This window comes from Klebsiella sp. C360, from assembly GCF_048822415.1.
GTDB classification, from domain to species: Bacteria; Pseudomonadota; Gammaproteobacteria; order Enterobacterales; family Enterobacteriaceae; genus Klebsiella; species Klebsiella quasipneumoniae.
Map to the genome: position 1 here is coordinate 82,808 of NZ_JBMEZZ010000014.1, position 22,750 is coordinate 105,557.

Genomic DNA, 22,750 nt, shown 5'->3' on the forward strand with positions numbered 1-22,750 from the left:
TCTTTTGTTACCCGCAGCCTGCCCGGAAGCTGGGTCATACCTGCAACCAAAAGGTCACGGGACCATCATTGACCAAAGAAACCTGCATATCCGCAGCGAATCTTCCGGTCTGGGTGTTCATTTCCTGCTGGCGACAGCGGGCGACGAAATACTCATACAGCGCCTCAGCGCGGTCCGGAGCAGCGCCTTTCGAGAAGCTCGGCCGCATCCCCCGCTCGGTATCGGCCGCCAGCGTAAATTGCGAAACCACCAGCACGCTGCCGCCCGCCTGCTGAACATTCAGGTTCATTTTCCCCTCCGCATCGCTGAAGATGCGGTAGCCCAGCACGCGCTCGCAGAGGCGATTCGCTTTTTGTTCATCATCGTCTTTTTCGACCCCCAGCAGCACCAGAAGCCCCGGGCCAATTTCGCCCGTCACTTCGTCCGCCACAGTAACGCTTGCACGGGATACGCGTTGAATTAATGCAATCATGGTTGTTCTGTTTCTTCTGTTTTAAGTTTGCGGTATTCACCGAGAGTGACAGTAATTTCAGCGCCAAGCAAGACGATACACCAGGTCCAGTACACCCAGACGAACAAAATCGGCACCACCGAAATCACGCCATAAATGAGCTGATAGGACGGAAAGGTGGTGATATAGAGGGCAAACGCTTTTTTACCTGCCTCGAACAGCAGCGCCGCCACCAGCGCCCCGATCACCGCGTCCCGGTTACGCACCTGGGTGGTGGGTACAATACTGTAGAGCAGCCAGAATGCTGCCCAGGAGAGGATCAGCGGGAAAAGGCGGAGCAGATTATCAATTACGCCGTCCAGGTCGCTTGCCCAGCGCAGCGACAGCAGATAGGAACTGATCGCCAGGCTGGCGCCCGCCAGCAGCGGACCAAGGGTCAGGATCATCCAGTAGACGGCAAAGGAGTAAACTTTGGGCCGGCTGCGCGTGCTGCGCCAGATGGTGTTTAGCGCGCTGTCGATCGAGTACATCAGCAGCAGCGAGGTCACGATCAGGCCAAAGGCGCCTACGGCGGTCATGCGGCTGGAATTGGCGACGAACTGCTCGATATATCCCTGGATCACATCCCCGGTCGCCGGAATAAAATTGGCGAAGATAAAATGGCGGATCTGCACGCTGACTTCGGAGAACATGGGGAAGGCCGCAAACAGCGCGAACACGACGGCAATCAGCGGCACCAGGGACAGTAATGACACATAGGCGAGGTTCCCCGCCAGGGTGGTCATATGGTCTTCATCAATACGCCGCCACAGCAGCTTAAGCCACGCCAGCAGCGGCCGGGTATGGTGGAGTAATTTTTGATGAACGGTTCTTAGCATAGCTGTTTCGCGAAATAGTCAGGGATGGTCTTCTTCCCGGTCACCAGAATACTGGTGATCCCCAACCGGTTAGCCCCTGCTATATTATCGACGTTATCATCAAAAAAGACCGTATCTGCGGCGGAAAAACCCTCTTCTTCCAGTACTCGCTGATAAATTTGCGCTTCAGGCTTACGCATTCCCATCTCCTGAGACAGATAGATGCGATCGGCGGCAGCGCGCACTTCCGGGTATTCATCCGGCCAGAACGTGGTGTGAAGACGATTGGTATTGGAGAGCACCACCACGCGATGGCCCTGGGCACGCAGTTTTTGCATGATCGCAATCACTTCCGGACGCAGCGCGACAAACACCGCCTGCCAGCCGTGAGCAAACTGCTCATAGCTGAGGGACATATTCATTTCATGGCACATGGCGGCGGCAAAATCTTCATCGCTGAGCTCGCCGCGCTCATGCTGATGGAAAGCCTCTCCCATGGTGAAATGCTGCTTCAGCGTCGCCAGCGGGATGCGGGTTAAATCGCTCCAGGCCCCCAATACCCGGTTGAAGTCAATGTCGACAATCACATTACCTAAATCAAAGATATAGAGCATTTTCGTCTCCTTCCGCGCCGTGGAAAATTAACTTTAGCGGGAAAGATGAGGTTTGACTATGCATAAACCTGAAACAACAAGCCACTCGCGAACAAAGCCGCATAATGCGGCTTTGAATAAGCAGAATCAGGCTGGCGGGTTATTCTGTCGCAACGCGCAGCGTTTTCCTGCCACCGCTAATGCGTTTAACCAGCATGACCGAAACGAACGCGCCACAGAGCGCAAAGCACGCCATGATGCCAAAGACTAGCTTGTAGCCTGTCAGACCGGGGTTGAGATCGAGAATGTAGCCATACAGGCTGTAGCAGAACATGGCCGGTGCGTAGCCAATAAAACTCCCCAGCGCCATAGCGGCGCCGGTCCGGTTCTCCGCGATGTTGGCTTCACCGATCGGGGCAAAGAATACCGCTCGCTGGGTAAACACAATTGCGCCAAATCCCAGGGTGCAGATCATGCCGAGGTAGACTGGCATGCTTTCGTGGGGCAGCAATATTAACGCCACCAGGGCCACGGTGCTGGCACAGAAGGTATAGAAGAGATATTTGCTTGGCGACTTGAGGATTTTATCGGCTATCAGGCCGCCAATCGGTCCACCCACCATTTTCAAACAATACTGGTTAATGATGCCGTAGGCGCCCACCAGCGCCACTGGCAACAGGTAGATATTTTTCAGGAAAGGAATAAAGAAAGTGAGCCCACAGTAAACTGCATAAACAAAGAAGACGTTGAACGCGATAAGCCAGATGGTTTTATCTTTTAAGACTGAAGAGATGCTACTTTTCTCTGTGGCACTCTCGAAAGTAGCTTTCTCTGGCGCGTCCTCATCCTTCTCTTTCAGCATAAAAAACAGCATGATCCCGACAACAATTACGATCAGCGCGTAGAACCAGATCCCGGCTTTAAACCCCAGCAAACCACTACCAAACCAGGTGAAAATAGCTAAGGCAGAGAAAGCAATAATTGTGTCGACAACCCCCCGCCCGGTCTCAAAGAAACCAAACAGACGCCCCTGCTGTTCGCTGTTGCCCAACCGACTTACCGATTTTAATAGCACCGGCCAGTTCATCATGTCGCAGGTAACGCCAAAGAGAGCCCAAACAAAGAGAATTCCCCAATAGCCTGGCATGGTCGTCAGATAGATCCCCAACAAGCCTGTCGCTATCAACGATAGCGACATGGTGTAGCGGCGAGGCAGTTTATCGGCAAAGTAAATTGACAGGAAAAAACCAATCGTGGTCACCACGGAGTTCACCGACATGGCATTGCCTATCTGACCATTAGTCAGATGGAAATAGTCCTGCATCGGAATATAAAAAGCATCTTTCAGAGAAGGCAGCTTATAAATGGTGCCACCGCACAGGGTTAATAAACTGAATATAGCCCATTTCTTTTTTGTGAGCATAAGTTCCCCTAATGATTTAACATCATTTGGTTTAAGGAAAATAACAGACCATCATCATTTATTAAAAATGATGTCCCGGCATAACGAATTATTGGTAAATTTAGTGTGCCAGCACCGTAAGCGCTTCGTCTTTTATTCTCTGCAACGTCTCTTTGACATAATGGAGCTGCGCTATCGCATCCTCTTTTTCTTTTAGTAGACGTTCTTCAAGCTGATCGGCGTCTGGCAGTGGGGTTTCACTCATCTGTCTCCAGGGGATCCACGGGTTGTCCCCCTCCGTGGCAAAACGGAACGGGGGTGCATAGTAATCCACCTCTTCTTCCAGACCGTATGCCATGACCTGCGGATGGTCATCGCCAAGACAAAGTAATTCCGTCAGCAGCGCCTTAAACGGCATATCGCCCTTGCCTGAATTACAGGCACAATGCCCAAGCCCACCGTTCTCAGCAATAATGCAGGCGTCTTTGATATGAACCTGCGTAATGTAAGGTGACATCAACGCTAACGCCTCAAGCGGTCGCTCATTAGCATTGATCATATTGGCAAAGTCAAAAAGGAGCGATAGCGATGGCATCTCGCTTTGTTTAATTAAATTCACCAGTTCAGCGCTTTTGAGATCTTCATGTTGCTCAAGAGTAAACGTCAGGCCGGTATGGCTATAAGCCTCCTTAATATATTGAATATCTGCCGAAATTTTTGCCATTACGTCATGTAAATGGCCTTCATAACGCGGATAAAAACGAACGGAAGACGCTCCTGTTTTTAAGGCGATAGTCGCGGCCTGATCGATGGTCTGTTTATCGGAGGCGCTGGTTTCGATGTGAATATCCAGCTGCAACGCTTTCGCTTTGTCAGCAAACCCGGCTAACTGGGCATCATTCATATTGTTCAGAGAATAACGCTCACCGTCAAGAACGTGTATTTTCACCCCCTTTAAATGCAGACTATCTGCAATGGCCAGTAAATCATTAGGTAAAATACGTTCAAGCCGCATATTCAAATGATAGGCATAGGCATGAAGGTAGAGTGGTATATTATCAATACGGGAAAGGATCTTCCCGGCGTTATCTTTAGTGACCATAAAATACCTACAAGTTAATAAAGAGATCAACAGCCTCAAATCGCCAGTATTCGAGATCTATTTGCACAATATTACCTGCACTATCGGCACGGTGTTTTTCTATCAGAATAGCAGGCAAACCTGCAGAGCCGCCGATGAATTTGCTCACATCGCCCGACATTCTGACGGGTCTAAAAGCCAGTTTTTTTATCACCACAGGCTTATGATATTCACACTCCCAGACTGAGGAAAAAGACTGGTTCTTCAACCGGTCAATAAAATCTGGCGCGACGTTAGGGTTGATAAAGGTCTCGTGGTAGAAAACTTTATGACCTTCCAGCGCTCCCCACCCGGTTACCAGATATAAATCATCGGACGGAATGACATCCAGCAGGGGTTTAGCGGCGTCGGGATAGTCTTGGGTTTGCTGTTTTTCAATAAAGCCCCACGAGGGTTCTCTTCCCTGCTCGATGGCGGCCCGCTGAAAGCTCGCAGGGAGCTCAGGACTGTAATTAAAACGCGGCTGCGCGACAAACCATCCTTTCCGATCTTTACGAAAGATCCTCGATTCCGCTTCCAGACTGAGCAGCGCCTGACGCAGCGTCATGCGTTTGATCCCCAGCAGTTCGCCAAGCTCTCTCTCTGAAGGCAATTTTCCACCCGCAACCGTTATCCCTTGCTTAAGCCACAGATCCAGTTTCTCTTTTGCATTTTCGACAGTGGATAGATTTTCAGTCATTGTTTAATCCATTTGGTTTAAACCAGATGACTCATCTTACTCTTCTGCAAAAAAAGAAAGCAATTCCTCAGACAAACTTTAGGTATAAATGTGACCAGGGTCTCCTCGAGGCCCCGGGATAGCGCAGCGATGGTCTGTTCTCACCCATAAAAAAACCCCGCCGGAGAGGCGGGGTTTTACGAACAACAAGAAGAATAAATTACTCTTCTTTTGCACCGCGCATTGCGCGTTTACGGTCGTTCTCGGTCAGGTGACGTTTACGGATACGGATAGAGGTCGGAGTGACTTCTACCAGTTCGTCGTCATCGATGAACTCCAGAGCCTGCTCCAGGGTCATCTTAACCGGCGGAACCAGAACCGTGGCTTCGTCAGTACCGGACGCACGCATGTTGGTCAGTTTCTTACCGGTCAGGCAGTTTACCGTCAGGTCGTTAGAACGGCTGTGAATACCGATGATCTGGCCTTCGTAAACTTCCGCACCGTGACCGAGGAACAGCTTACCGCGATCCTGCAGACCGAACAGGGCGAACGCTACCGCTTTACCCTGACCGTTGGAGATCAGCACGCCGTTGTTACGCTGGCCCACTTCGCCCGGACGAACGTCGTCGTAGTGGCTGAAGGTGGAGTACAGCAGACCGGTACCGGAGGTCATGGTCATGAACTCTGAACGGAAGCCGATCAGACCGCGGCTTGGGATCACGTAGTCGAGACGTACGCGGCCTTTTCCGTCCGGATTCATGTTTTTCAGGTCGCCTTTACGCTCGCCCAGCGCCTGCATAACAGAACCCTGGTGCTGCTCTTCGACGTCCAGCGTCACGTTCTCGAACGGCTCTTGTTTACGGCCGTCGATTTCACGGAAGATAACTTTCGGACGGGAAACCGCCATCTCGAAACCTTCACGACGCATGTTTTCAATCAGAACGGACAGGTGCAGTTCACCACGGCCGGAAACGCGGAACGCATCAGCGTCTTCGGTTTCTTCAACGCGCAGCGCCACGTTGTGCACCAGCTCTTTGTTCAGGCGGTCCAGAATCTGGCGAGAGGTAACGAACTTACCTTCTTTACCGCAGAACGGAGAGGTGTTGACGTTGAAGAACATGGAAACGGTCGGTTCATCGACGGACAGAGCCGGCAGCGCTTCGACATTCTGCGGGTCGCAGATGGTGTCGGAGATGTTCAGCTCGCCCAGACCGGTGATCGCGATGATGTCGCCAGCTTCAGCTACGTCGCTCTCGATACGCTCAAGACCCAGGTGGGTCAGTACTTTACCGACTTTACCGTTACGGGTTTTGCCTTCGCTATCGATGATAGTGACCTGCTGGTTCGGCTTCACTTTACCGCGTTTGATGCGGCCGATGCCGATGACGCCAACGTAGTTGTTGTAGTCCAGCTGGGAGATCTGCATCTGCAGCGGACCGTCAAGGTCAACGTCCGGCGCCGGCACGCGATCGACAATCGCCTGGTACAGCGGGGTCATGTCTTCAGCCATGTCTTCGTGGTCCAGACCCGCGATACCGTTCAGCGCGGACGCGTAAACGATCGGGAAGTCCAGCTGTTCGTCGGTCGCGTCGAGGTTAACGAACAGGTCGAACACCTGATCGACAACCCAGTCCGGACGCGCGCCCGGGCGGTCAACTTTGTTGATGACCACGATCGGCTTCAGACCGTGGGCAAAAGCTTTTTTGGTCACGAAGCGCGTTTGCGGCATCGGGCCATCAAAGGCATCTACCACCAGCAGCACAGAGTCAACCATGGACATAACACGCTCAACTTCACCTCCGAAGTCGGCGTGCCCTGGGGTATCAACGATGTTGATACGGTAATCATTCCATTTGATTGCGGTGTTTTTCGCGAGGATGGTAATCCCACGCTCTTTCTCCAAATCGTTGGAGTCCATCACACGTTCTTGTGCTTCAGTACGTGCGTCGAACGTACCGGATTGCTGTAGCAGCTTGTCAACCAGGGTAGTTTTACCATGGTCAACGTGCGCGATGATGGCGATATTACGCAGATTTTCGATCACAACTTTGCCTCAGGCATTAGAAATAGCGCGTTATTGTACACGTATTAAGCGAAGGACTGAACAGGATCACAAACATCCTCCGCAAACAAGTATTGCAGAGTTTCTTTGTGACCGCTTTCACGGAGCGATAAAAGGGCACCGTAACAAAAATTGCACCAAAATGGTGCTCAATGTTCACACTGAGGCACTATTTTGGTGCATTATCTCCATCATGGTGCAGTCCTTTTGCACTATGGTGCGCATGATACAGCGTTTTATAGGGCATTTAAAAGTTGGCACAGATTTCGCTTTATATTTTTTAAGGCAACAACGCCACTTTTAAGCAGTATGAAGTTTTCGTTACCACGACGACAATGACCAATCCGGGAGAGTTTAAGTATGTCCGCTGAACACGTTTTGACGATGCTGAACGAGCACGAAGTGAAGTTTGTCGATCTGCGCTTCACCGATACCAAAGGTAAAGAACAGCACGTCACGATTCCGTCTCATCAGGTAAATGCCGAATTCTTCGAAGAAGGCAAAATGTTTGATGGCTCCTCGATTGGTGGCTGGAAAGGTATCAACGAATCTGACATGGTCCTGATGCCGGACGCTTCCACCGCGGTCATTGACCCGTTCTACGAAGAACCGACCCTGATCATCCGCTGCGATATCCTCGAGCCAGGCACCCTGCAGGGCTATGACCGTGACCCGCGCTCCATCGCGAAACGCGCTGAAGAGTACCTGCGCGCCACCGGCATCGCTGACACCGTCCTGTTTGGGCCAGAACCAGAATTCTTCCTGTTCGACGACATCCGTTTCGGCGCCTCTATCTCCGGCTCCCATGTCGCGATCGATGACATCGAAGGTGCGTGGAACTCCTCCACCAAATACGAAGGCGGTAACAAAGGTCACCGTCCGGGCGTGAAAGGGGGTTACTTCCCGGTTCCGCCAGTAGACTCTTCTCAGGATATCCGTTCCACCATGTGTATGATCATGGAAGAGATGGGCCTGGTTGTTGAAGCTCACCACCACGAAGTGGCTACCGCAGGTCAGAACGAAGTGGCAACCCGCTTCAACACCATGACCAAAAAAGCGGACGAAATTCAGATTTACAAATACGTTGTTCACAACGTCGCTCACCGCTTTGGTAAAACCGCGACCTTTATGCCGAAACCGATGTTCGGCGACAACGGTTCCGGCATGCACTGCCATATGTCTCTGGCGAAGAACGGCACCAACCTGTTCTCCGGCGACAAATACGCAGGTCTGTCTGAGCAGGCGCTGTTCTACATCGGCGGCGTAATCAAACACGCTAAAGCCATCAACGCCCTGGCGAACCCGACCACCAACTCCTACAAGCGTCTGGTCCCGGGTTACGAAGCGCCGGTTATGCTGGCTTACTCTGCCCGTAACCGCTCTGCCTCCATCCGTATTCCGGTGGTGACCTCTCCGAAAGCGCGTCGTATCGAAGTGCGCTTCCCGGACCCGGCTGCCAACCCGTACCTGTGCTTTGCGGCGCTGCTGATGGCTGGCCTCGATGGTATCAAGAACAAAATCCATCCGGGCGAAGCAATGGACAAAAACCTGTACGACCTGCCGCCGGAAGAAGCGAAAGAGATCCCGCAGGTTGCCGGTTCTCTGGAAGAAGCCCTGCAGGCCCTGGATGCTGACCGCGAGTTCCTGACAGCTGGCGGCGTATTCACTAATGACGCTATCGATGCTTACATCGCCCTGCGTCTGGAAGAGAACGACCGCGTACGTATGACTCCGCATCCGGTTGAGTTCGAACTGTACTACAGCGTCTAATTTTGCTGTAAATCCAGGGTATGTCGTGTTGTGGCGCGGGATGCCCGGGATATTTTGTTGCCGTGGAAACTTTCAGCCCATCTCAGGATGGGCTTTTTTCTCCACCAACACGCTGATCTCGCGAGCTTTTTACCGATAAAAAGCTATACTGCACTAAATTGGTGCACTCTTTTTCAGGAGACTGTCGAATGGCAACAGGCACACTGCCCGATGCTGGGCAGATCCTTAACTCTCTTATCAACAGTATCTTACTGGTCGATGACGACCTGGCGGTGCACTTTGCCAATCCTGCGGCCCAGCAGCTGCTGGCGCAGAGTTCGCGCAAACTGTTTGGCACCCCGTTACCTGAGCTGTTGAGCTATTTCTCATTGAATATCGGGCTGATGCAGGAGAGTCTGCAGGCGGGCCAGGGTTTTACCGATAACGAAGTGACGCTGGTTATCGATGGCCGCTCGCATATCCTGTCGCTGACCGCCCAGCGGCTGCCGGAAGGCTTTATTCTGCTGGAAATGGCGCCGATGGATAACCAGCGCCGCCTGAGCCAGGAGCAGCTGCAGCACGCGCAGCAGGTCGCCGCCCGCGATCTGGTCCGCGGCCTGGCGCACGAGATTAAAAACCCGTTAGGCGGCCTGCGCGGCGCGGCACAGCTGCTCAGCAAAGCCCTGCCCGACCCGGCGCTAACGGAATATACCAAAGTGATCATCGAGCAGGCCGACCGGCTGAGAAATCTGGTCGATCGCCTGCTCGGGCCACAGCATCCGGGCATGCACGTTACCGAAAGCATCCACAAGGTCGCCGAACGGGTAGTGAAACTGGTCTCGATGGAGTTGCCGGACAACGTGAAGTTGATCCGTGATTACGACCCCAGCCTGCCGGAGCTCCCCCACGACCCGGATCAAATTGAACAGGTGTTGCTGAACATCGTCCGTAATGCGCTGCAGGCGCTGGGGCCGGAAGGGGGCGAAATTGTTCTCCGTACCCGGACCGCTTTCCAGCTGACGCTGCACGGGGTGCGTTATCGCCTCGCCGCCCGTATTGACGTCGAAGATAATGGCCCGGGTATTCCGCCCCAGCTCCAGGATACGTTGTTTTATCCGATGGTCAGCGGCCGCGAAGGCGGTACCGGCCTGGGCTTATCTATCGCCCGCAGCCTTATCGATCAGCACTCCGGCAAAATTGAATTCACCAGCTGGCCGGGTCATACCGAATTTTCGGTATACCTGCCTATTCGGAAGTAGAGGTGTTTATGCAACGAGGGATAGCCTGGATCGTTGATGACGATAGCTCCATCCGCTGGGTGCTTGAACGCGCGCTCACCGGAGCCGGCTTGAGCTGCACAACGTTCGAAAGCGGCAATGAGGTGCTAGATGCCCTCACCACCAAAACCCCGGATGTACTGCTGTCAGATATCCGTATGCCGGGAATGGATGGTCTGGCGCTGCTCAAACAGATTAAGCAGCGTCATCCAATGCTTCCGGTCATCATAATGACCGCGCATTCCGATCTGGACGCCGCGGTCAGCGCTTATCAACAAGGCGCGTTTGATTATCTGCCCAAACCTTTTGATATCGATGAAGCCGTCGCCCTCGTCGACCGGGCGATTAGCCACTATCAGGAGCAGCAGCAGCCGCGAAATGCGCCGATAAGCAGCCCCACCGCCGATATCATTGGCGAGGCGCCGGCCATGCAGGATGTCTTTCGCATTATTGGCCGTCTGTCGCGCTCATCCATCAGCGTGCTGATCAATGGCGAATCCGGTACCGGTAAAGAGCTTGTCGCTCATGCCCTGCATCGTCATAGCCCGCGCTCAAAAGCGCCATTTATCGCGCTGAATATGGCGGCGATCCCCAAGGACCTGATCGAATCGGAACTGTTTGGGCATGAAAAAGGGGCCTTTACCGGCGCCAATACCGTCCGTCAGGGTCGCTTTGAGCAGGCTGACGGCGGCACGCTGTTCCTGGATGAAATTGGCGATATGCCGCTGGATGTCCAGACTCGCCTGCTGCGCGTTCTGGCGGATGGCCAGTTTTATCGCGTGGGCGGTTACGCGCCGGTGAAGGTCGATGTGCGGATCATCGCCGCCACCCACCAGAATCTGGAGCAGCGGGTGCAGGAGGGGAAATTCCGTGAAGATTTATTCCACCGCCTGAACGTGATCCGGGTGCATTTGCCGCCGCTGCGCGAGCGTCGGGAAGATATTCCTCGTCTGGCCCGCCATTTTCTGCAGATTGCCGCCCGCGAGCTAGGTGTTGAAGCCAAACAGCTGCATCCGGAAACGGAGACAGCGCTGACCCGCCTGGCGTGGCCGGGCAACGTTCGCCAGCTGGAAAACACCTGTCGCTGGCTCACCGTCATGGCCGCCGGCCAGGAGGTGCTGACGCAGGATCTGCCGAGCGAACTGTTTGAGACCACCATTCCTGATAGCCCGACGCAGATGCAGCCAGACAGCTGGGCGACGCTGCTGGGTCAGTGGGCCGATCGGGCGCTGCGCTCCGGTCATCAAAACCTGCTCTCAGAAGCGCAACCCGAAATGGAACGCACGCTGCTGACAACCGCCCTGCGTCATACTCAAGGACATAAACAGGAGGCTGCGCGCCTGCTGGGATGGGGTCGTAATACCCTGACGCGTAAGCTAAAAGAGTTGGGTATGGAGTAGGGTTTAACGACGTGATGAAAAATAGCCGATCAGCGCAAAGTGCTGCTATTTTGTACTTTACTGTTCCGATGAGTTGAGTATGATCGTGCCCGGCATTAGGGGAGAGCATCATGTTTGAATCACTGGTGAGTATGATATCGAGCGGCGCCGCTGCGAGTCACACGCCGCAAACGGCAGTCGCTGCCGTGCTGTGCGCTGCGCTGGTCGGGCTGTTCAGCTAATTGTTCCCCCTCTCCTGCGGGAGAGGGGGAAAACATTAAATCACCCGTGAGAACTGCTGCATCCGAGCCTTTTGCCGGAGATAGGCATCAAAGCACATGCAGATGTTGCGGATCAGCAGGCGGCCTTTCGCCGTTACCTGGATAGCCTTACTCTCCACCACCACCAGCCCGTCATGCGCCAGCGGCGCCAGCAGTTTCAGGTCCTCGGCAAAATAAGTCTGAAAATCCACGGCCCACTGCGCTTCGACGGCATCAATATCCAGACGGAAGTTACAGATCAACGCCTTAATCACGTCGCGACGCAAACAGTCGTCACGGGTTAACGCGATCCCGCGCCACAGGGCGTTGCCTTGCTCTGCCACCTGCTGGTAGTACTGCTTCAGCTCTTTTTGGTTCTGAGCGTAGCTGTCGCCAATCATGCTGATCGCAGACACGCCCATCCCCAGCAAATCGGTATCGCCCTGAGTGGTGTAGCCCTGGAAATTGCGATGCAGTACGCCGTGACGTTGCGCGACCGCTAATTCATCATCAGGACGCGCGAAGTGGTCCATGCCGATAAACTGATAGCCCGCCGCCGTCAGCGAGCCGATGGTCTCCTGGAGGATCTCCAGCTTCTGTTCAGCAGAGGGCAGATCGGCATCTTTAATTTTGCGCTGTGCGGCAAAGAGCGTGGGCAGATGCGCGTAGTTAAACACGCTCAGGCGGTCAGGGTTGAGCTCGGCGACCTTTTGCAGGGTGAAGGCAAAGCTCTCCGGCGTTTGCTTCGGCAGGCCGTAGATGAGGTCGATATTGGTCGAAGTAAATCCAATCTCCCGCGCATGGCGAAGCAAGTCAAAGATGAACGCTTCGTCCTGCTCGCGGTTAACCAGACGCTGAACCTCTTTATTGAAATCCTGCACGCCCATACTCAGGCGGTTGAAACCCTCAGCGCGTAAATGATCGAGGACATCCAGCTCGATTTCACGCGGATCGACCTCGATAGAGATCTCGGCTTCGGCGCTGAAATGAAAATGGGTACGCAACAGATCCATCAGGCGACTGATTTGCGCCTTATTGAGATAGGTCGGCGTGCCGCCTCCCCAGTGCAGTTGCTTAACCTGACGGTTGGCAAACAGCGGCGCGCGGTGGATGATCTCCTGTTCAAGGAGATCGAGATACTGATCGGCCTTATGCTGCTGGCGGGTGACGATCTTATTGCATCCGCAGAAATAACACAGCTTATGGCAAAACGGGATATGCACATACAGCGACAGGGGGCGCTGTGGGTAACGGGCCACAGCGGCATCGAATTCCGCCGCGCCGAATTGTGGTGAAAACTCCAGCGCGGTGGGATACGAGGTATAACGCGGCCCGGAATAGTTATATTTCTGGATCAGGGCCAGATCCCAGTCGATTATCTGCTCAGACATGCTCACTCCTTCCGATGGTGCCGCCGACGGGTACGCCGTCCCGGCCCCACCGCACCGCGGGTCATGAGCCGGTTGCGCAGCCATTTCTGACGCCGCGACAACCGTCGTAGTTTAACGAATAACCACAGCAGATAACATATAACCAGAAGGGTTATAAGCAGTACCGGGGATCCGATGGGATGCAAATGTTAGTTTCCACCCTTCAGCAGACGCATCATATCTTCCTGACGCTCTTCCTCTTCTTCATCTTCGTCATCGTAAGAGAGGCCGAGCTGCTGCATCAGCTCATCAATACGATCCAGTTTGGCATCCACCCAGCTCTGCTCTTCAGCATTCAGGGTACCGCCCTCTTCCAGACGTTCCAGCAGCGCGTCCAGGCGCTCATCATTCTCCAGCAACTCCAGCTCAGCCTGCGGTGAAAGCATAGGTTTCTCGCTCTTTGGTTTATGCTGCTTGGGAGCTGGAGCGCTGCTTTCGCTCACGCCCAGCGGGATTGGTTTTTTGCTGCCCACGCGCGGATCTTGCGCCTGGCGCTGTTTTTTACCCGCTGAAGCCGCATCGCCGCCGTTCGCGCGACTTCCTGCCGCGTGGCCACGATGTTTCTTCTGCCGTTTGCGATCGCGAGCTTCCTGATTTAACTCTTCACGCGACTTGCGGCCGGATTTGCCACGGGTGGCGGATGTCGGTTTTTTCATGGTGTGTAATCTTCAGACAGTATTATTCAGTATAGAATTGAGGCGGAATCTAGCAGAAAGCAAGCAAAGAAAAAAGGCGACAGATTACTCTGTCGCCTTTTTCCTCACTGACCACCCTTAACGGGCTCTTCTTTCCCTGTTCGCTAACGACTTACCCTGTCTTTCCCTTAGCGTCCAACGGTCCCTGTTTCTTCCTTTTCCCTTTGAAACGTTTCCAAAACGCGTGTCATCCTGACAATCCTGTGGTCTTCGCCTCCTGGCGCTTCCTGACCCCTCGTCCTGAGTCCTCATCCTTTTCAGCATCCTCGCCGTTGTGTATTACTTTACCGTGTTGACAAAAATCGACAACCAGTCTGGCCGTTAAAAATCTACTTTCAGATTTCTCTATTTTTATAATTTATTTAGTTTCATATGGTTATGATTTATTGGCCTTATTTTTCTCAGGCATGTCCTATACGAAGAATAGCCAATGTCTCACAAAGTGCAGGGTTTTTACTTACAGAACCGGCGTGCGGTAAAAACAGCCTTTTTCTGCTGTTCAGGTATAATCCCTGCCATAGCCTGTTTTAACGGAGACGACCGTCTTGACCAACTGGAATTATCAACTGACGCACTTTGTCACCAGCGCGCCAGATATCCGCCATCTTCCTGCCGATACTGGTATTGAAGTGGCATTCGCCGGCCGCTCCAATGCGGGAAAATCCAGCGCACTGAATACGCTGACCAACCAGAAAAGCCTGGCGCGGACCTCCAAAACGCCCGGACGTACACAGCTGATTAACCTGTTCGAAGTTGCCGAAGGCAAACGCCTGGTCGACCTGCCCGGCTATGGTTATGCGCAAGTCCCGGAAGAGATGAAGATCAAGTGGCAGCGCGCGCTGGGAGAATACCTGGAAAAACGTCTGTGCCTGAAGGGCCTGGTGGTTCTGATGGACATTCGCCACCCGCTTAAAGATCTCGATCAGCAGATGATCCAATGGGCGGTAGAAAGCGATATTCAGGTGCTGGTGCTGCTGACCAAAGCCGATAAGCTCGCCAGCGGCGCGCGTAAAGCGCAAGTGAATATGGTGCGTGAAGCGGTACTGGCCTTCAATGGCGATGTCCAGGTTGAACCCTTCTCCTCGCTGAAAAAATCTGGCGTGGATAAGCTGCGACAGAAGCTGGATAGCTGGTTTAACGAAATCCCGCCGCAGGAAGAAGAGCGCGCCGCAGACGAGTAATCGTCACGAACAGCCGGATAAGAGCGTACCGCGCCTTATCCGAGTTCCTCTCCAGAATCAAGCACAAGCGTGTCCTGTTCCTTTGCCACTTTTCTTTCGCGCAATAAAAAACGCCCCGGTCATAAATGACCGGGGCGGCTAAAATATTCAGCCAAATCCGATTACGTGAAGTAAAAGGTCTGAAAGATAGAACATCTTACCTCTGTACCCTACGCGAATAACTCTACTCTTCTTTCGCTCACGGATAAAGCATTTTTTGTAGTTTTTTTTCACTATTTACATAGCAAATTCAAATGATCCTCACAAAACTCTATAAGTTATGTTGCTTACTTACAGAAAATCGCGTTGCGCTTTGTATACTTAGTGCGCTTGATCCCAGTTTTCTCCGCTGCCCACTTCCACCAGCAACGGTACCGCCAGCGTAGTGCTGTTCTCCATCAGTTCGTGGATCTTTTTCGATACGGCATCAAGCTCATCTTTATGCACTTCAAAGACCAGTTCATCGTGAACCTGCATGATCATCCGCACGCGAGGCTTCTCGCTGCGCAGCCATTCATCAACGGCAATCATCGCCCGCTTGATGATATCCGCAGCCGTCCCCTGCATCGGGGCGTTAATCGCCGCACGTTCCGCACCGGCGCGACGAGCGCCATTGCTGGACTTGATATCCGGTAAATAGAGTCGACGGCCATCCAGCGTTTCAACATAACCTTGCTCCTTCGCCTGTGCGCGGGTGCGCTCCATATACTCCAGCACGCCCGGATAACGCTCGAAATAAAGATCCATGTACTTCTGCGCTTCTTTACGCGGGATGTTCAGCTGGCGGGCCAGGCCAAAGGCGCTCATGCCATAGATCAGACCGAAGTTGATAGCTTTCGCACTGCGCCGCTGTTCGCTGCTGACGCTGTCCAGCGGTAAGCCAAACACTTCAGCCGCCGTCGCCCGGTGAATATCCTTCCCTTCCGCGAAGGCGGTCAGCAGGCCTTTATCCCGCGACAGGTGCGCCATAATGCGCAGCTCGATTTGCGAGTAGTCCGCCGAGACAATGACGTAATCTTCCGGCGCGATAAACGCCTGGCGAATACGGCGCCCTTCTTCGTTACGCACCGGAATGTTTTGCAGGTTTGGATCGGTAGACGACAAACGGCCAGTGGCGGTAACCGCCTGATGATAGGAGGTATGCACGCGGCCCGTTTTGGGGTTAATCATCAGCGGCAGCTTATCGGTATAGGTCGACTTCAGCTTCGCCAGCCCACGGTACTCCAGAATCACCTTCGGCAACGGGTAATCGAGCGCCAGCTCTTCCAGTACCTCTTCAGAGGTTGACGGCGCGCCGCCCGGCGTCTTCTTCAGCGGTTTGATACCCTGTTTTTCAAACAGGATCGTTTGCAGCTGTTTGGTGGAGGAGAGATTAAACGCTTCCCCGGCGATCTCATGCGCCCTCTGCTCCAGCTCAACCAGGCGCTGGGCAATTTCCTGCGAGTGCGCATGCAGCACGGCGGGGTCGATTTTAACGCCATTGCGCTCAACGCGAGACAGCACCGGCACCAGCGGCATTTCAATGTGCTGGAAGATATTCAGCGGACCTTCATGCTGCTGCAGCTTCGGCCACATTTTCAGATGCAACTGAAGCGTGACGTCGGCGTCTTCCGCCGCGTAGCGACCAGCCTCTTCCAGCGCAATCTGGTTAAAGGTCAGCTGATTCTTACCCTTGCCAGCGATCTCTTCGAAGGTAATCGTTTTATGCTTCAGCCAGCGGTCGGAAAGACTGTCCATATCGTGGCGGCCCGCCACGCTGTCGAGAATGTAAGATTCCAGCATGGTATCGAACGCAATCCCGCGCAGCTCAATGTCGTAATTAGCCAAAATGCCGCGATCGTATTTGAGATTTTGCCCAACCTTGAGCAGCTTCTCATCCTCCAGCAGCGGTTTAAGCAGCGCCAGCACGCGCTCGCGCGGGATCTGGTCCGGCGCATCAAGGTAATCATGCGCTACCGGGACATAGGCGGCCACGCCCGGCTCAACAGCGAATGAAAGGCCGACCATGTTGGCGGAGATGTTATCCAGGCTGTCGGTTTCCGTATCAAAGGCAAAGAGCGGCGCCTGCTTCAGCTTATCGATCCAGGTGAGCAGCGTGGCCTCATCAAGGATAGTGACATAGTGCTCTGCTGAAAGTGCAGTAGCGGCTTCAACCTCTTCTTCGGCTTCTGCCGCTGCTGCATGCACTGCAGGTTTCGCAGCCGGTTTGCCCCCCTTCGCCTGCAGCCATTTCCCGGCTTCAACGTCGGTGGTCCAGCGCTTAAACTCATACTGTCTGAACAGCGCCAGCAGATCGTCTGCCGCCGGCGGCTGCACCTCAAGCTCTTCACAAGTGAGCTCCAGCTCGACGTCGGTTTTGATGGTCGCCAGCTGATAAGAGAGATAAGCCACCTCCTTGTTCTGCTCCAGCTTCGCCGCCATCGTTTTCGCGCCGCGAAAGCTCAGTTCAGCGATTTTCTCCGGTTCCGCATACAGCGTATCGAGGCCGCCAAGGCCTTGCAGCAGCGCCTGGGCTGTCTTTTCGCCCACGCCCGGCACGCCAGGAATGTTATCCGAGGAGTCGCCCATCAGCGCCAGGAAATCAATAATCAGCTCCGGCGGGACGCCGTATTTGGTAACCACCTCATCCGGCCCGAGGATAGTGTTGGTCATGGTATTGATCAGGGTGATCCCCGGCGTCACCAGCTGGGCCATGTCTTTATCGCCGGTACTGATCAGCACCGGACGTCCGGCCCTTTCCGCTTCCCGCGCCAGGGTGCCAATCACATCGTCAGCTTCGACGCCCGGGACCGCCATCAGCGGCAGCCCCATCGCTTTCACCATCTTATGCAACGGCTCAATCTGCGCGCGCAGATCGTCCGGCATCGGCGGGCGATGAGATTTGTAATGTTCGAACAATTCATCACGGAAGGTTTTCCCTTTCGCATCAAAGACCACGACGGCATGAGTCGGTTGATACTGCAGAATCAAACTGCGCAGCATATTCAGTACGCCGTACATAGCCCCGGTGGGCTCCCCTGCGCTGTTAGTCAGCGGCGGAAACGCATGATACGCCCGATAAAGATAGGAGGAGCCGTCAACGAGGATGAGAGGGTTTTCTGGGATCTGAACCATAATTTCCGTGCCTGTTTATCAGATTATGGATAAAGGATGCCACAGACGGGCATGAAATCCTGAATTTTTCCCGCATTTCGCGGAAAAGATTCAACGATCGTCGCGATCGCGCGACAACTTAGCTTGTGGATAACTTTGTGCATAGTTTTACAACGTCAGCTTATCCGCCCCGGGAAATAAATGAATAATTAGTATTAATTACTATTTATCAATCACTTAAAAACAGATCAACGATCCTGGCATTAATTTGATGACCTAATCTTCCATGTGGATAGAAGATCCTTGTTTTTTTCTGTTCTGGTAAGACCCGTCATTTGCCGCGTTTTCTGGTAAAATCAGCCCCTTGCGCAGCTTAAAGGCGCTCTTTGTCAGCCTAACTTTCTGAATAAACTAACTATGTCGAGATTACTCGCTGCGATAACACTTCCGCTGAGTATCGCCTTAACCATCTTAGTCACCGTTATCTGCTCTGTACCGATCATCGTCGCCGGGCTGATTAAACTGCTGGTCCCCATTCCAGCGGTATGGCGCTCTATATCCGTTTTTTGCAATTTTATGATGTACTGCTGGTGCGAAGGGCTGGCGCTGCTGTTGCATCTCAATCCCTGGCTAAAATGGGACGTCCAGGGTCTGGAAGGCCTGAACAAAAAGAACTGGTATCTGCTGATCAGCAACCACCACAGCTGGGCAGATATCGTGGTGCTGTGCGTACTGTTCCGCAAGCATATTCCGATGAATAAGTACTTCCTTAAACAACAGCTGGCGTGGGTACCGTTCATCGGTCTCGCCTGCTGGGCGCTGGATATGCCTTTTATGCGCCGCTATTCGCGTAGCTATCTTATTCGTCACCCGGAACGCCGTGGTAAAGATGTCGAAACCACCCGCCGTTCATGTGAGAAATTCCGCTCACATCCGACGACTATCGTCAATTTCGTGGAAGGCTCGCGTTTTACCGACGCAAAAAAGCGCGAGACGCGCTCCCCTTACCACAATCTTTTACCACCAAAAGCGGCAGGTATTGCCATGGCGCTCAATGTTCTCGGTTCGCAGTTCGATAAACTGCTGAACGTTACGCTGTGCTACCCGGAAAATAATGCAAGGCCGTTTTACGACATGTTAAGCGGCCGACTGACGCGCATTGTGGTTCGTATCAATCTGGTACCGATTGGCGAGGAGCTACACGGCGATTACGTCAACGATAAGAACTTTAAGCGTGGCTTCCAGCGCTGGCTGAATGGGCTGTGGGAAGAGAAAGACCGTCAGTTAACTGACATCATGCGGGACAAAGAAAGGGCGCCACGGTAAAGCAGATAGAGTAACGCCGGTCAGTGACCGGCGTTTTTTTTATTTCTTCTCAACCAGTTGCTTCACGGTATCCGCATACTGAGCGACGAAGACATCCATATTGCTGGTGTCCATCCCCTGCGGGTTCAGCTGGTACTTACCATTGACGTACATAGCCGGTACCCCCTGCAGCTGCAGATCGGCTGCCGCTTTCTCCTGCTGAGCGACCAGAGATTTCACCACGAAGCTGTTCCATGCGGCATCGTAGTCTTCCCCTTTCACGCCAGCGTCGACGAACACTTTACGAATGTCAGCCAGGCTCTGCACGGTCTGGTTTTTCTGCACCGCTTCGAACATCGGCGCCGTAATTTTATCTTCAACGCCCAGCGCGATGGCAACAGCCCATGCCTGCGTCAGCTCCTTGCCCAGCGGCCCCAGGAACTCGACGTGGTATTTGGTCATTTTGGTGCCTTCTGGCAGTTTCTGGCGCACGCTGTCAGAGACATGCAGCACTTCTTCAAACTGATAGCAGTGCGGGCAGTAGAATGAAAAGAACTCAAGCACCTGTGGCTCGCCAGCAACCGGCTTATCAAGGGTGATGTACTGCTTGCCGTCGGTGATCTGGGCAGCGGATGCACTAAAAGCCAGAATCATACCAGCCAGCGCCAGCCAAACTTTTTTCATGATTTACTCTCTCCTGGATATATCACATTAATACATTGGCGTTAACTGAAGCGGGGGTTCCTGTAGAACCTTCACCTGCTCGAGAAAAGTAGACGTCTGCCCTCGCCAGTAATCCTCCCCGGTTAACCAGGGGAAATTAACCGGGAAAGCCGGATCGTCCCAGCGTCTGAGCAACCACGCCAGATAATAAACCAGTCGCATGGCGCGTAAAGGTTCAATAAGCGCGATTTCATCGCTGTTAAAGGGGCTGAATTCCTCATAGGCCTCGACGATGGTCTCCAGCTGCATACGCTGTTCAGCCTTATCGCCATTGAGCAGCATCCACAGATCCTGAATCGCCGGGCCGGTTCGCGCATCGTCTAAGTCAACAAACAGCGGCCCATCGCGCCAGAGGATATTGCCTGCATGGCAGTCACCATGCAGGCGCAAAGTAGTCCCGCCGCCGTGCCATTGGGTCATGACGGCAGCGATAAGTTTATCGGTCGCCTTCAGGAAATCGGCCTTCAGGCCTGACGGGATAAGCGTCGACTGTTCAAATACCTGGCGCGGTTCCAGCAGATACTCCTGCACGCCAATCTCCGGACGCGCAGAAAAGCGCTGTTTGCGCCCGGTCTGGTGCAGGCGCCCAAGATAACGGCCAACCCACTCCATCTGATCAAGGTTATCCGCCTCGAACTGTCGGCCGCCAAGGCTTGGGAAAACGGCAAAATAAAATCCCTGATGCTGATGAAGCGTACTGTCGTTAAATAACAGCGGCGCAGCAACGGGCACTTCATCTTCTACAAGCTGAAGCGCAAACTGGTGTTCTTCAAGGATCTGCGCTGCCGACCAGCGCTCAGGACGATAGAACTTCACCACATAGCGATGACGCTCTTCGTCCTGGAACTGATAAACGCGGTTCTCATAGCTGTTCAGCGGGGTAAGACCGGAGTCCACCCGCATACCCAGATCGAATAATCCATCGATAATGGTATCCGGGCGAAGCGTCTGAAAAGTAAAAGCCTTATCGTGCATCCTGACATCCGATAATCGTACGAATAGTTCAGGATATCATCTCATTGCGCTTTACGCGGCAGCGCTTACAACCTTTTACTCTTTTATTACGCCGCGGGCGCGCAACAGCGCGGTTTTAAAGTCCTCTTCATAATCCTTCTGAATACCCGGGATGACAGCATCTTTTGAAGAGTCACGCATCTTCAGGTGATAGATCAGAATATCGTCGGAAAGATCGCTCAGTTCGCCATCATAGCCGGCCTCTTTCGCCAGCTTCTGCAAAAATTGCATCAGGTTCAGTTCAGGCTCTTTCTGCCAGGCGGGCTGGAGGAGTTCAATTACTTCATTCAGACGTTTACATTTCATGGTCATGCTCCTTACTCTTGATAGGGACAAGTTAACAGGGTCAATCCCACAATGAAAGAGGCGATATTCATATGCAAAGCGAGGCGATAACCGGCGTCGTGCTGGCGGGCGGCAGGGCCACGCGAATGGGCGGCATTGATAAAGGATTACAGTTGCTCAATGGACGTCCTCTCTGGCGACACGTCGCGGAGGCATTAGCTCCGCAGGTAGATGAGTTAGTGATTAGCGCCAACCGTCACCTTACGCAGTGGCAAGCCAGTGGATATCCGGTGTTTCGTGATACGCAGGCGGGGTACCCGGGTCCTTTAGCCGGTATGCTTGCCGTGATGCAGCAGGTCGCGAGTCCATGGTTTGTTTTTTGCCCCTGCGACACGCCCTTCATTCCGTCATTTTTAGTTGAGCGCTTTATCCAGCAAAAAAGCGCTGCGCCGGTGGTTTGGGCCCATGACGGCGAACGGGATCATCCCGCCGTTGCGCTGGCGCATCGGCAAATTATTCCGCATCTGGAGGCCTATCTTGCCAGCGGCGAACGCCGGGTAATGGTGTTCATGCGCCAGATGGGCGGCCATCCGGTTAGCTTCAGCGAGGTAAAATCGGCTTTTATGAATGTGAATACGCTCGAGGATTTGCAACGTATGCAGGAGCCATCATGATCCCGCTATTAGCGATTGCCGCCTGGAGCGGTACAGGGAAAACGACATTATTAAAGCGCCTCATTCCTGAGCTGTGCGCTCAAGGATTACGCCCTGGTCTGATCAAGCATACCCATCATGATATGGACGTGGATAAGCCGGGCAAAGATAGCTATGAATTGCGCAAGGCGGGCGCTGCGCAAACCATTGTCGCCAGCGAACAGCGGTGGGCGCTGATGACCGAAACACCCGAGAAGCCGGAATTAGATCTCACATGGCTGGTCAGTCGAATGGATGCCAGCAGACTGGACCTTGTTTTGGTCGAGGGTTTCAAGCATGAAGCAGTGCCTAAGATCCTGCTTTTTCGGCAAAACAGCGGCCATCGTGTGGAAGAGTTAACGATGGATGATCATACGATCGCCGTGGCCAGCGATGTATCGATCGCGACCTCACTTCCGCTGTTGGATTTAAATAATATTCCGCAGATTGCGACATTTATTGTC

Annotated in this window: 21 protein-coding genes; 8 read left to right on the forward strand and 13 right to left on the reverse strand. The window is 53.5% G+C overall.

All coding sequences use genetic code 11. The annotated features are described in order from the left end of the window. Nucleotides 1-34: 34 nt before the first annotated feature. From dtd to typA, 7 genes are all read right to left on the reverse strand, one after another. Nucleotides 35-472: a D-aminoacyl-tRNA deacylase gene (gene dtd, locus ACOI7D_RS24345; RefSeq protein ID WP_004203627.1), complete on the reverse strand. Its 438-nt coding sequence runs from the start codon at nt 470-472 to the stop codon at nt 35-37. After that, the gene (locus ACOI7D_RS24350) at nt 469-1,329 is read right to left on the reverse strand and encodes a virulence factor BrkB family protein (RefSeq protein WP_004203625.1); all 861 of its coding nucleotides are present in this window, start codon (nt 1,327-1,329) and stop codon (nt 469-471) included. Before ACOI7D_RS24350 ends, dtd begins: the two co-directional genes overlap by 4 nt. Beyond that, on the reverse strand, nt 1,323-1,922 hold the full coding sequence (yihX, locus tag ACOI7D_RS24355) for a glucose-1-phosphatase (protein WP_017899838.1): 600 nt from the start codon (nt 1,920-1,922) through the stop codon (nt 1,323-1,325). The genes ACOI7D_RS24350 and yihX overlap by 7 nt, the downstream gene beginning before the upstream one ends. A 139-nt stretch (nt 1,923-2,061) precedes the next feature. Then, nucleotides 2,062-3,324, reverse strand: coding sequence for an MFS transporter (locus ACOI7D_RS24360; protein ID WP_109546781.1), 1,263 nt, complete (start codon nt 3,322-3,324; stop codon nt 2,062-2,064). A gap of 100 nt (nt 3,325-3,424) precedes the next feature. Then, nucleotides 3,425-4,405, reverse strand: a complete 981-nt coding sequence (locus tag ACOI7D_RS24365; protein WP_109546782.1) for a sugar phosphate isomerase/epimerase family protein — start codon at nt 4,403-4,405, stop codon at nt 3,425-3,427. Between the two features lie 7 nt (nt 4,406-4,412). After that, entirely contained in the window at nt 4,413-5,123 is a 711-nt protein-coding gene (locus ACOI7D_RS24370) for a GntR family transcriptional regulator (RefSeq protein ID WP_060591353.1), read from the reverse strand. Between the two features lie 199 nt (nt 5,124-5,322). Beyond that, a complete protein-coding gene (gene typA / locus ACOI7D_RS24375) occupies nt 5,323-7,146 on the reverse strand; it encodes a ribosome-dependent GTPase TypA (RefSeq protein WP_023291496.1) in 1,824 nt (607 codons plus the stop codon). Nucleotides 7,147-7,524: 378 nt separating this feature from the next. Between typA and glnA the strand changes: the two genes are divergently transcribed. The 4 genes from glnA (at nt 7,525) to ACOI7D_RS24395 (ending at nt 11,811) form a co-directional block, all read left to right on the forward strand. Beyond that, nucleotides 7,525-8,934 (forward strand): glutamate--ammonia ligase, encoded by a 1,410-nt coding sequence (gene glnA, locus ACOI7D_RS24380; RefSeq protein ID WP_004203622.1) that lies wholly within the window; start codon nt 7,525-7,527, stop codon nt 8,932-8,934. Between the two features lie 188 nt (nt 8,935-9,122). After that, entirely contained in the window at nt 9,123-10,172 is a 1,050-nt protein-coding gene (gene glnL / locus ACOI7D_RS24385; protein WP_004203621.1) for a nitrogen regulation protein NR(II), read from the forward strand. Nucleotides 10,173-10,180: 8 nt separating this feature from the next. Then, nucleotides 10,181-11,590: a nitrogen regulation protein NR(I) gene (gene glnG / locus ACOI7D_RS24390; RefSeq protein ID WP_002882749.1), complete on the forward strand. Its 1,410-nt coding sequence runs from the start codon at nt 10,181-10,183 to the stop codon at nt 11,588-11,590. A gap of 110 nt (nt 11,591-11,700) precedes the next feature. After that, a complete protein-coding gene (locus ACOI7D_RS24395; protein WP_004152951.1) occupies nt 11,701-11,811 on the forward strand; it encodes a YshB family small membrane protein in 111 nt (36 codons plus the stop codon). 35 nt (nt 11,812-11,846) lie between these two features. On the opposite strand, the gene hemN is transcribed toward ACOI7D_RS24395, so the two are convergent. Next, nucleotides 11,847-13,220: an oxygen-independent coproporphyrinogen III oxidase gene (gene hemN / locus ACOI7D_RS24400; RefSeq protein ID WP_050534191.1), complete on the reverse strand. Its 1,374-nt coding sequence runs from the start codon at nt 13,218-13,220 to the stop codon at nt 11,847-11,849. A 188-nt stretch (nt 13,221-13,408) separates the two neighbouring features. After that, on the reverse strand, nt 13,409-13,915 hold the full coding sequence (gene yihI / locus ACOI7D_RS24405; protein WP_002882743.1) for a Der GTPase-activating protein YihI: 507 nt from the start codon (nt 13,913-13,915) through the stop codon (nt 13,409-13,411). A 584-nt stretch (nt 13,916-14,499) separates the two neighbouring features. On the opposite strand from yihI, the gene yihA reads away from it, so the two are divergent. Beyond that, complete coding sequence (yihA, locus tag ACOI7D_RS24410; RefSeq protein WP_023291493.1) at nt 14,500-15,135, forward strand: ribosome biogenesis GTP-binding protein YihA/YsxC; 636 nt, start codon at nt 14,500-14,502, stop codon at nt 15,133-15,135. A 360-nt stretch (nt 15,136-15,495) separates the two neighbouring features. Here yihA and polA read toward each other — a convergent pair whose 3' ends face one another. Continuing rightward, nucleotides 15,496-18,288, reverse strand: a complete 2,793-nt coding sequence (gene polA, locus ACOI7D_RS24415; RefSeq protein ID WP_109546783.1) for a DNA polymerase I — start codon at nt 18,286-18,288, stop codon at nt 15,496-15,498. Nucleotides 18,289-18,684: 396 nt separating this feature from the next. Here polA and ACOI7D_RS24420 point away from each other — a divergent pair, with 396 nt between their 5' ends. Next, entirely contained in the window at nt 18,685-19,593 is a 909-nt protein-coding gene (locus ACOI7D_RS24420) for an acyltransferase (RefSeq protein WP_060591356.1), read from the forward strand. 39 nt (nt 19,594-19,632) lie between these two features. Here the strand turns inward: ACOI7D_RS24420 and dsbA are convergent, their stop codons facing one another. From dsbA to ACOI7D_RS24435, 3 genes are all read right to left on the reverse strand, one after another. After that, complete coding sequence (dsbA, locus tag ACOI7D_RS24425) at nt 19,633-20,256, reverse strand: thiol:disulfide interchange protein DsbA (protein ID WP_004203613.1); 624 nt, start codon at nt 20,254-20,256, stop codon at nt 19,633-19,635. A 27-nt stretch (nt 20,257-20,283) separates the two neighbouring features. Next, a complete protein-coding gene (locus tag ACOI7D_RS24430) occupies nt 20,284-21,270 on the reverse strand; it encodes a serine/threonine protein kinase (RefSeq protein WP_004203612.1) in 987 nt (328 codons plus the stop codon). 75 nt (nt 21,271-21,345) lie between these two features. After that, nucleotides 21,346-21,615 carry a YihD family protein gene (locus tag ACOI7D_RS24435; RefSeq protein WP_002882612.1) on the reverse strand — a complete coding sequence of 90 codons (270 nt, stop codon included), beginning with the start codon at nt 21,613-21,615 and terminating at the stop codon, nt 21,346-21,348. 71 nt (nt 21,616-21,686) lie between these two features. Here ACOI7D_RS24435 and mobA point away from each other — a divergent pair, with 71 nt between their 5' ends. Continuing rightward, nucleotides 21,687-22,268 carry a molybdenum cofactor guanylyltransferase MobA gene (mobA, locus tag ACOI7D_RS24440; RefSeq protein ID WP_023291489.1) on the forward strand — a complete coding sequence of 194 codons (582 nt, stop codon included), beginning with the start codon at nt 21,687-21,689 and terminating at the stop codon, nt 22,266-22,268. Beyond that, nucleotides 22,265-22,750, forward strand: a 486-nt coding sequence (mobB, locus tag ACOI7D_RS24445) for a molybdopterin-guanine dinucleotide biosynthesis protein MobB (protein ID WP_218801787.1), incomplete at its 3' end; no start/stop codon positions are given. The genes mobA and mobB, both read left to right, overlap by 4 nt.

Bases quoted from the DNA above. Each gene is read 5' to 3' on its own strand.
- ACOI7D_RS24370 (WP_060591353.1), bottom strand. From the start codon at position 5,123: ATGACTGAAAATCTATCCACTGTCGAAAATGCAAAAGAGAAACTGGAT.
- dtd (WP_004203627.1), bottom strand. From the start codon at position 472: ATGATTGCATTAATTCAACGCGTATCCCGTGCAAGCGTTACTGTGGCG.
- ACOI7D_RS24360 (WP_109546781.1), bottom strand. From the start codon at position 3,324: ATGCTCACAAAAAAGAAATGGGCTATATTCAGTTTATTAACCCTGTGC.
- polA (WP_109546783.1), bottom strand. From the start codon at position 18,288: ATGGTTCAGATCCCAGAAAACCCTCTCATCCTCGTTGACGGCTCCTCC.
- dsbA (WP_004203613.1), bottom strand. From the start codon at position 20,256: ATGAAAAAAGTTTGGCTGGCGCTGGCTGGTATGATTCTGGCTTTTAGT.
- yihX (WP_017899838.1), bottom strand. From the start codon at position 1,922: ATGCTCTATATCTTTGATTTAGGTAATGTGATTGTCGACATTGACTTC.
- ACOI7D_RS24365 (WP_109546782.1), bottom strand. From the start codon at position 4,405: ATGGTCACTAAAGATAACGCCGGGAAGATCCTTTCCCGTATTGATAAT.
- yihI (WP_002882743.1), bottom strand. From the start codon at position 13,915: ATGAAAAAACCGACATCCGCCACCCGTGGCAAATCCGGCCGCAAGTCG.
- ACOI7D_RS24420 (WP_060591356.1), top strand. From the start codon at position 18,685: ATGTCGAGATTACTCGCTGCGATAACACTTCCGCTGAGTATCGCCTTA.
- hemN (WP_050534191.1), bottom strand. From the start codon at position 13,220: ATGTCTGAGCAGATAATCGACTGGGATCTGGCCCTGATCCAGAAATAT.
- ACOI7D_RS24430 (WP_004203612.1), bottom strand. From the start codon at position 21,270: ATGCACGATAAGGCTTTTACTTTTCAGACGCTTCGCCCGGATACCATT.
- glnG (WP_002882749.1), top strand. From the start codon at position 10,181: ATGCAACGAGGGATAGCCTGGATCGTTGATGACGATAGCTCCATCCGC.
- glnA (WP_004203622.1), top strand. From the start codon at position 7,525: ATGTCCGCTGAACACGTTTTGACGATGCTGAACGAGCACGAAGTGAAG.
- ACOI7D_RS24395 (WP_004152951.1), top strand. From the start codon at position 11,701: ATGTTTGAATCACTGGTGAGTATGATATCGAGCGGCGCCGCTGCGAGT.
- ACOI7D_RS24435 (WP_002882612.1), bottom strand. From the start codon at position 21,615: ATGAAATGTAAACGTCTGAATGAAGTAATTGAACTCCTCCAGCCCGCC.
- glnL (WP_004203621.1), top strand. From the start codon at position 9,123: ATGGCAACAGGCACACTGCCCGATGCTGGGCAGATCCTTAACTCTCTT.
- mobA (WP_023291489.1), top strand. From the start codon at position 21,687: ATGCAAAGCGAGGCGATAACCGGCGTCGTGCTGGCGGGCGGCAGGGCC.
- ACOI7D_RS24350 (WP_004203625.1), bottom strand. From the start codon at position 1,329: ATGCTAAGAACCGTTCATCAAAAATTACTCCACCATACCCGGCCGCTG.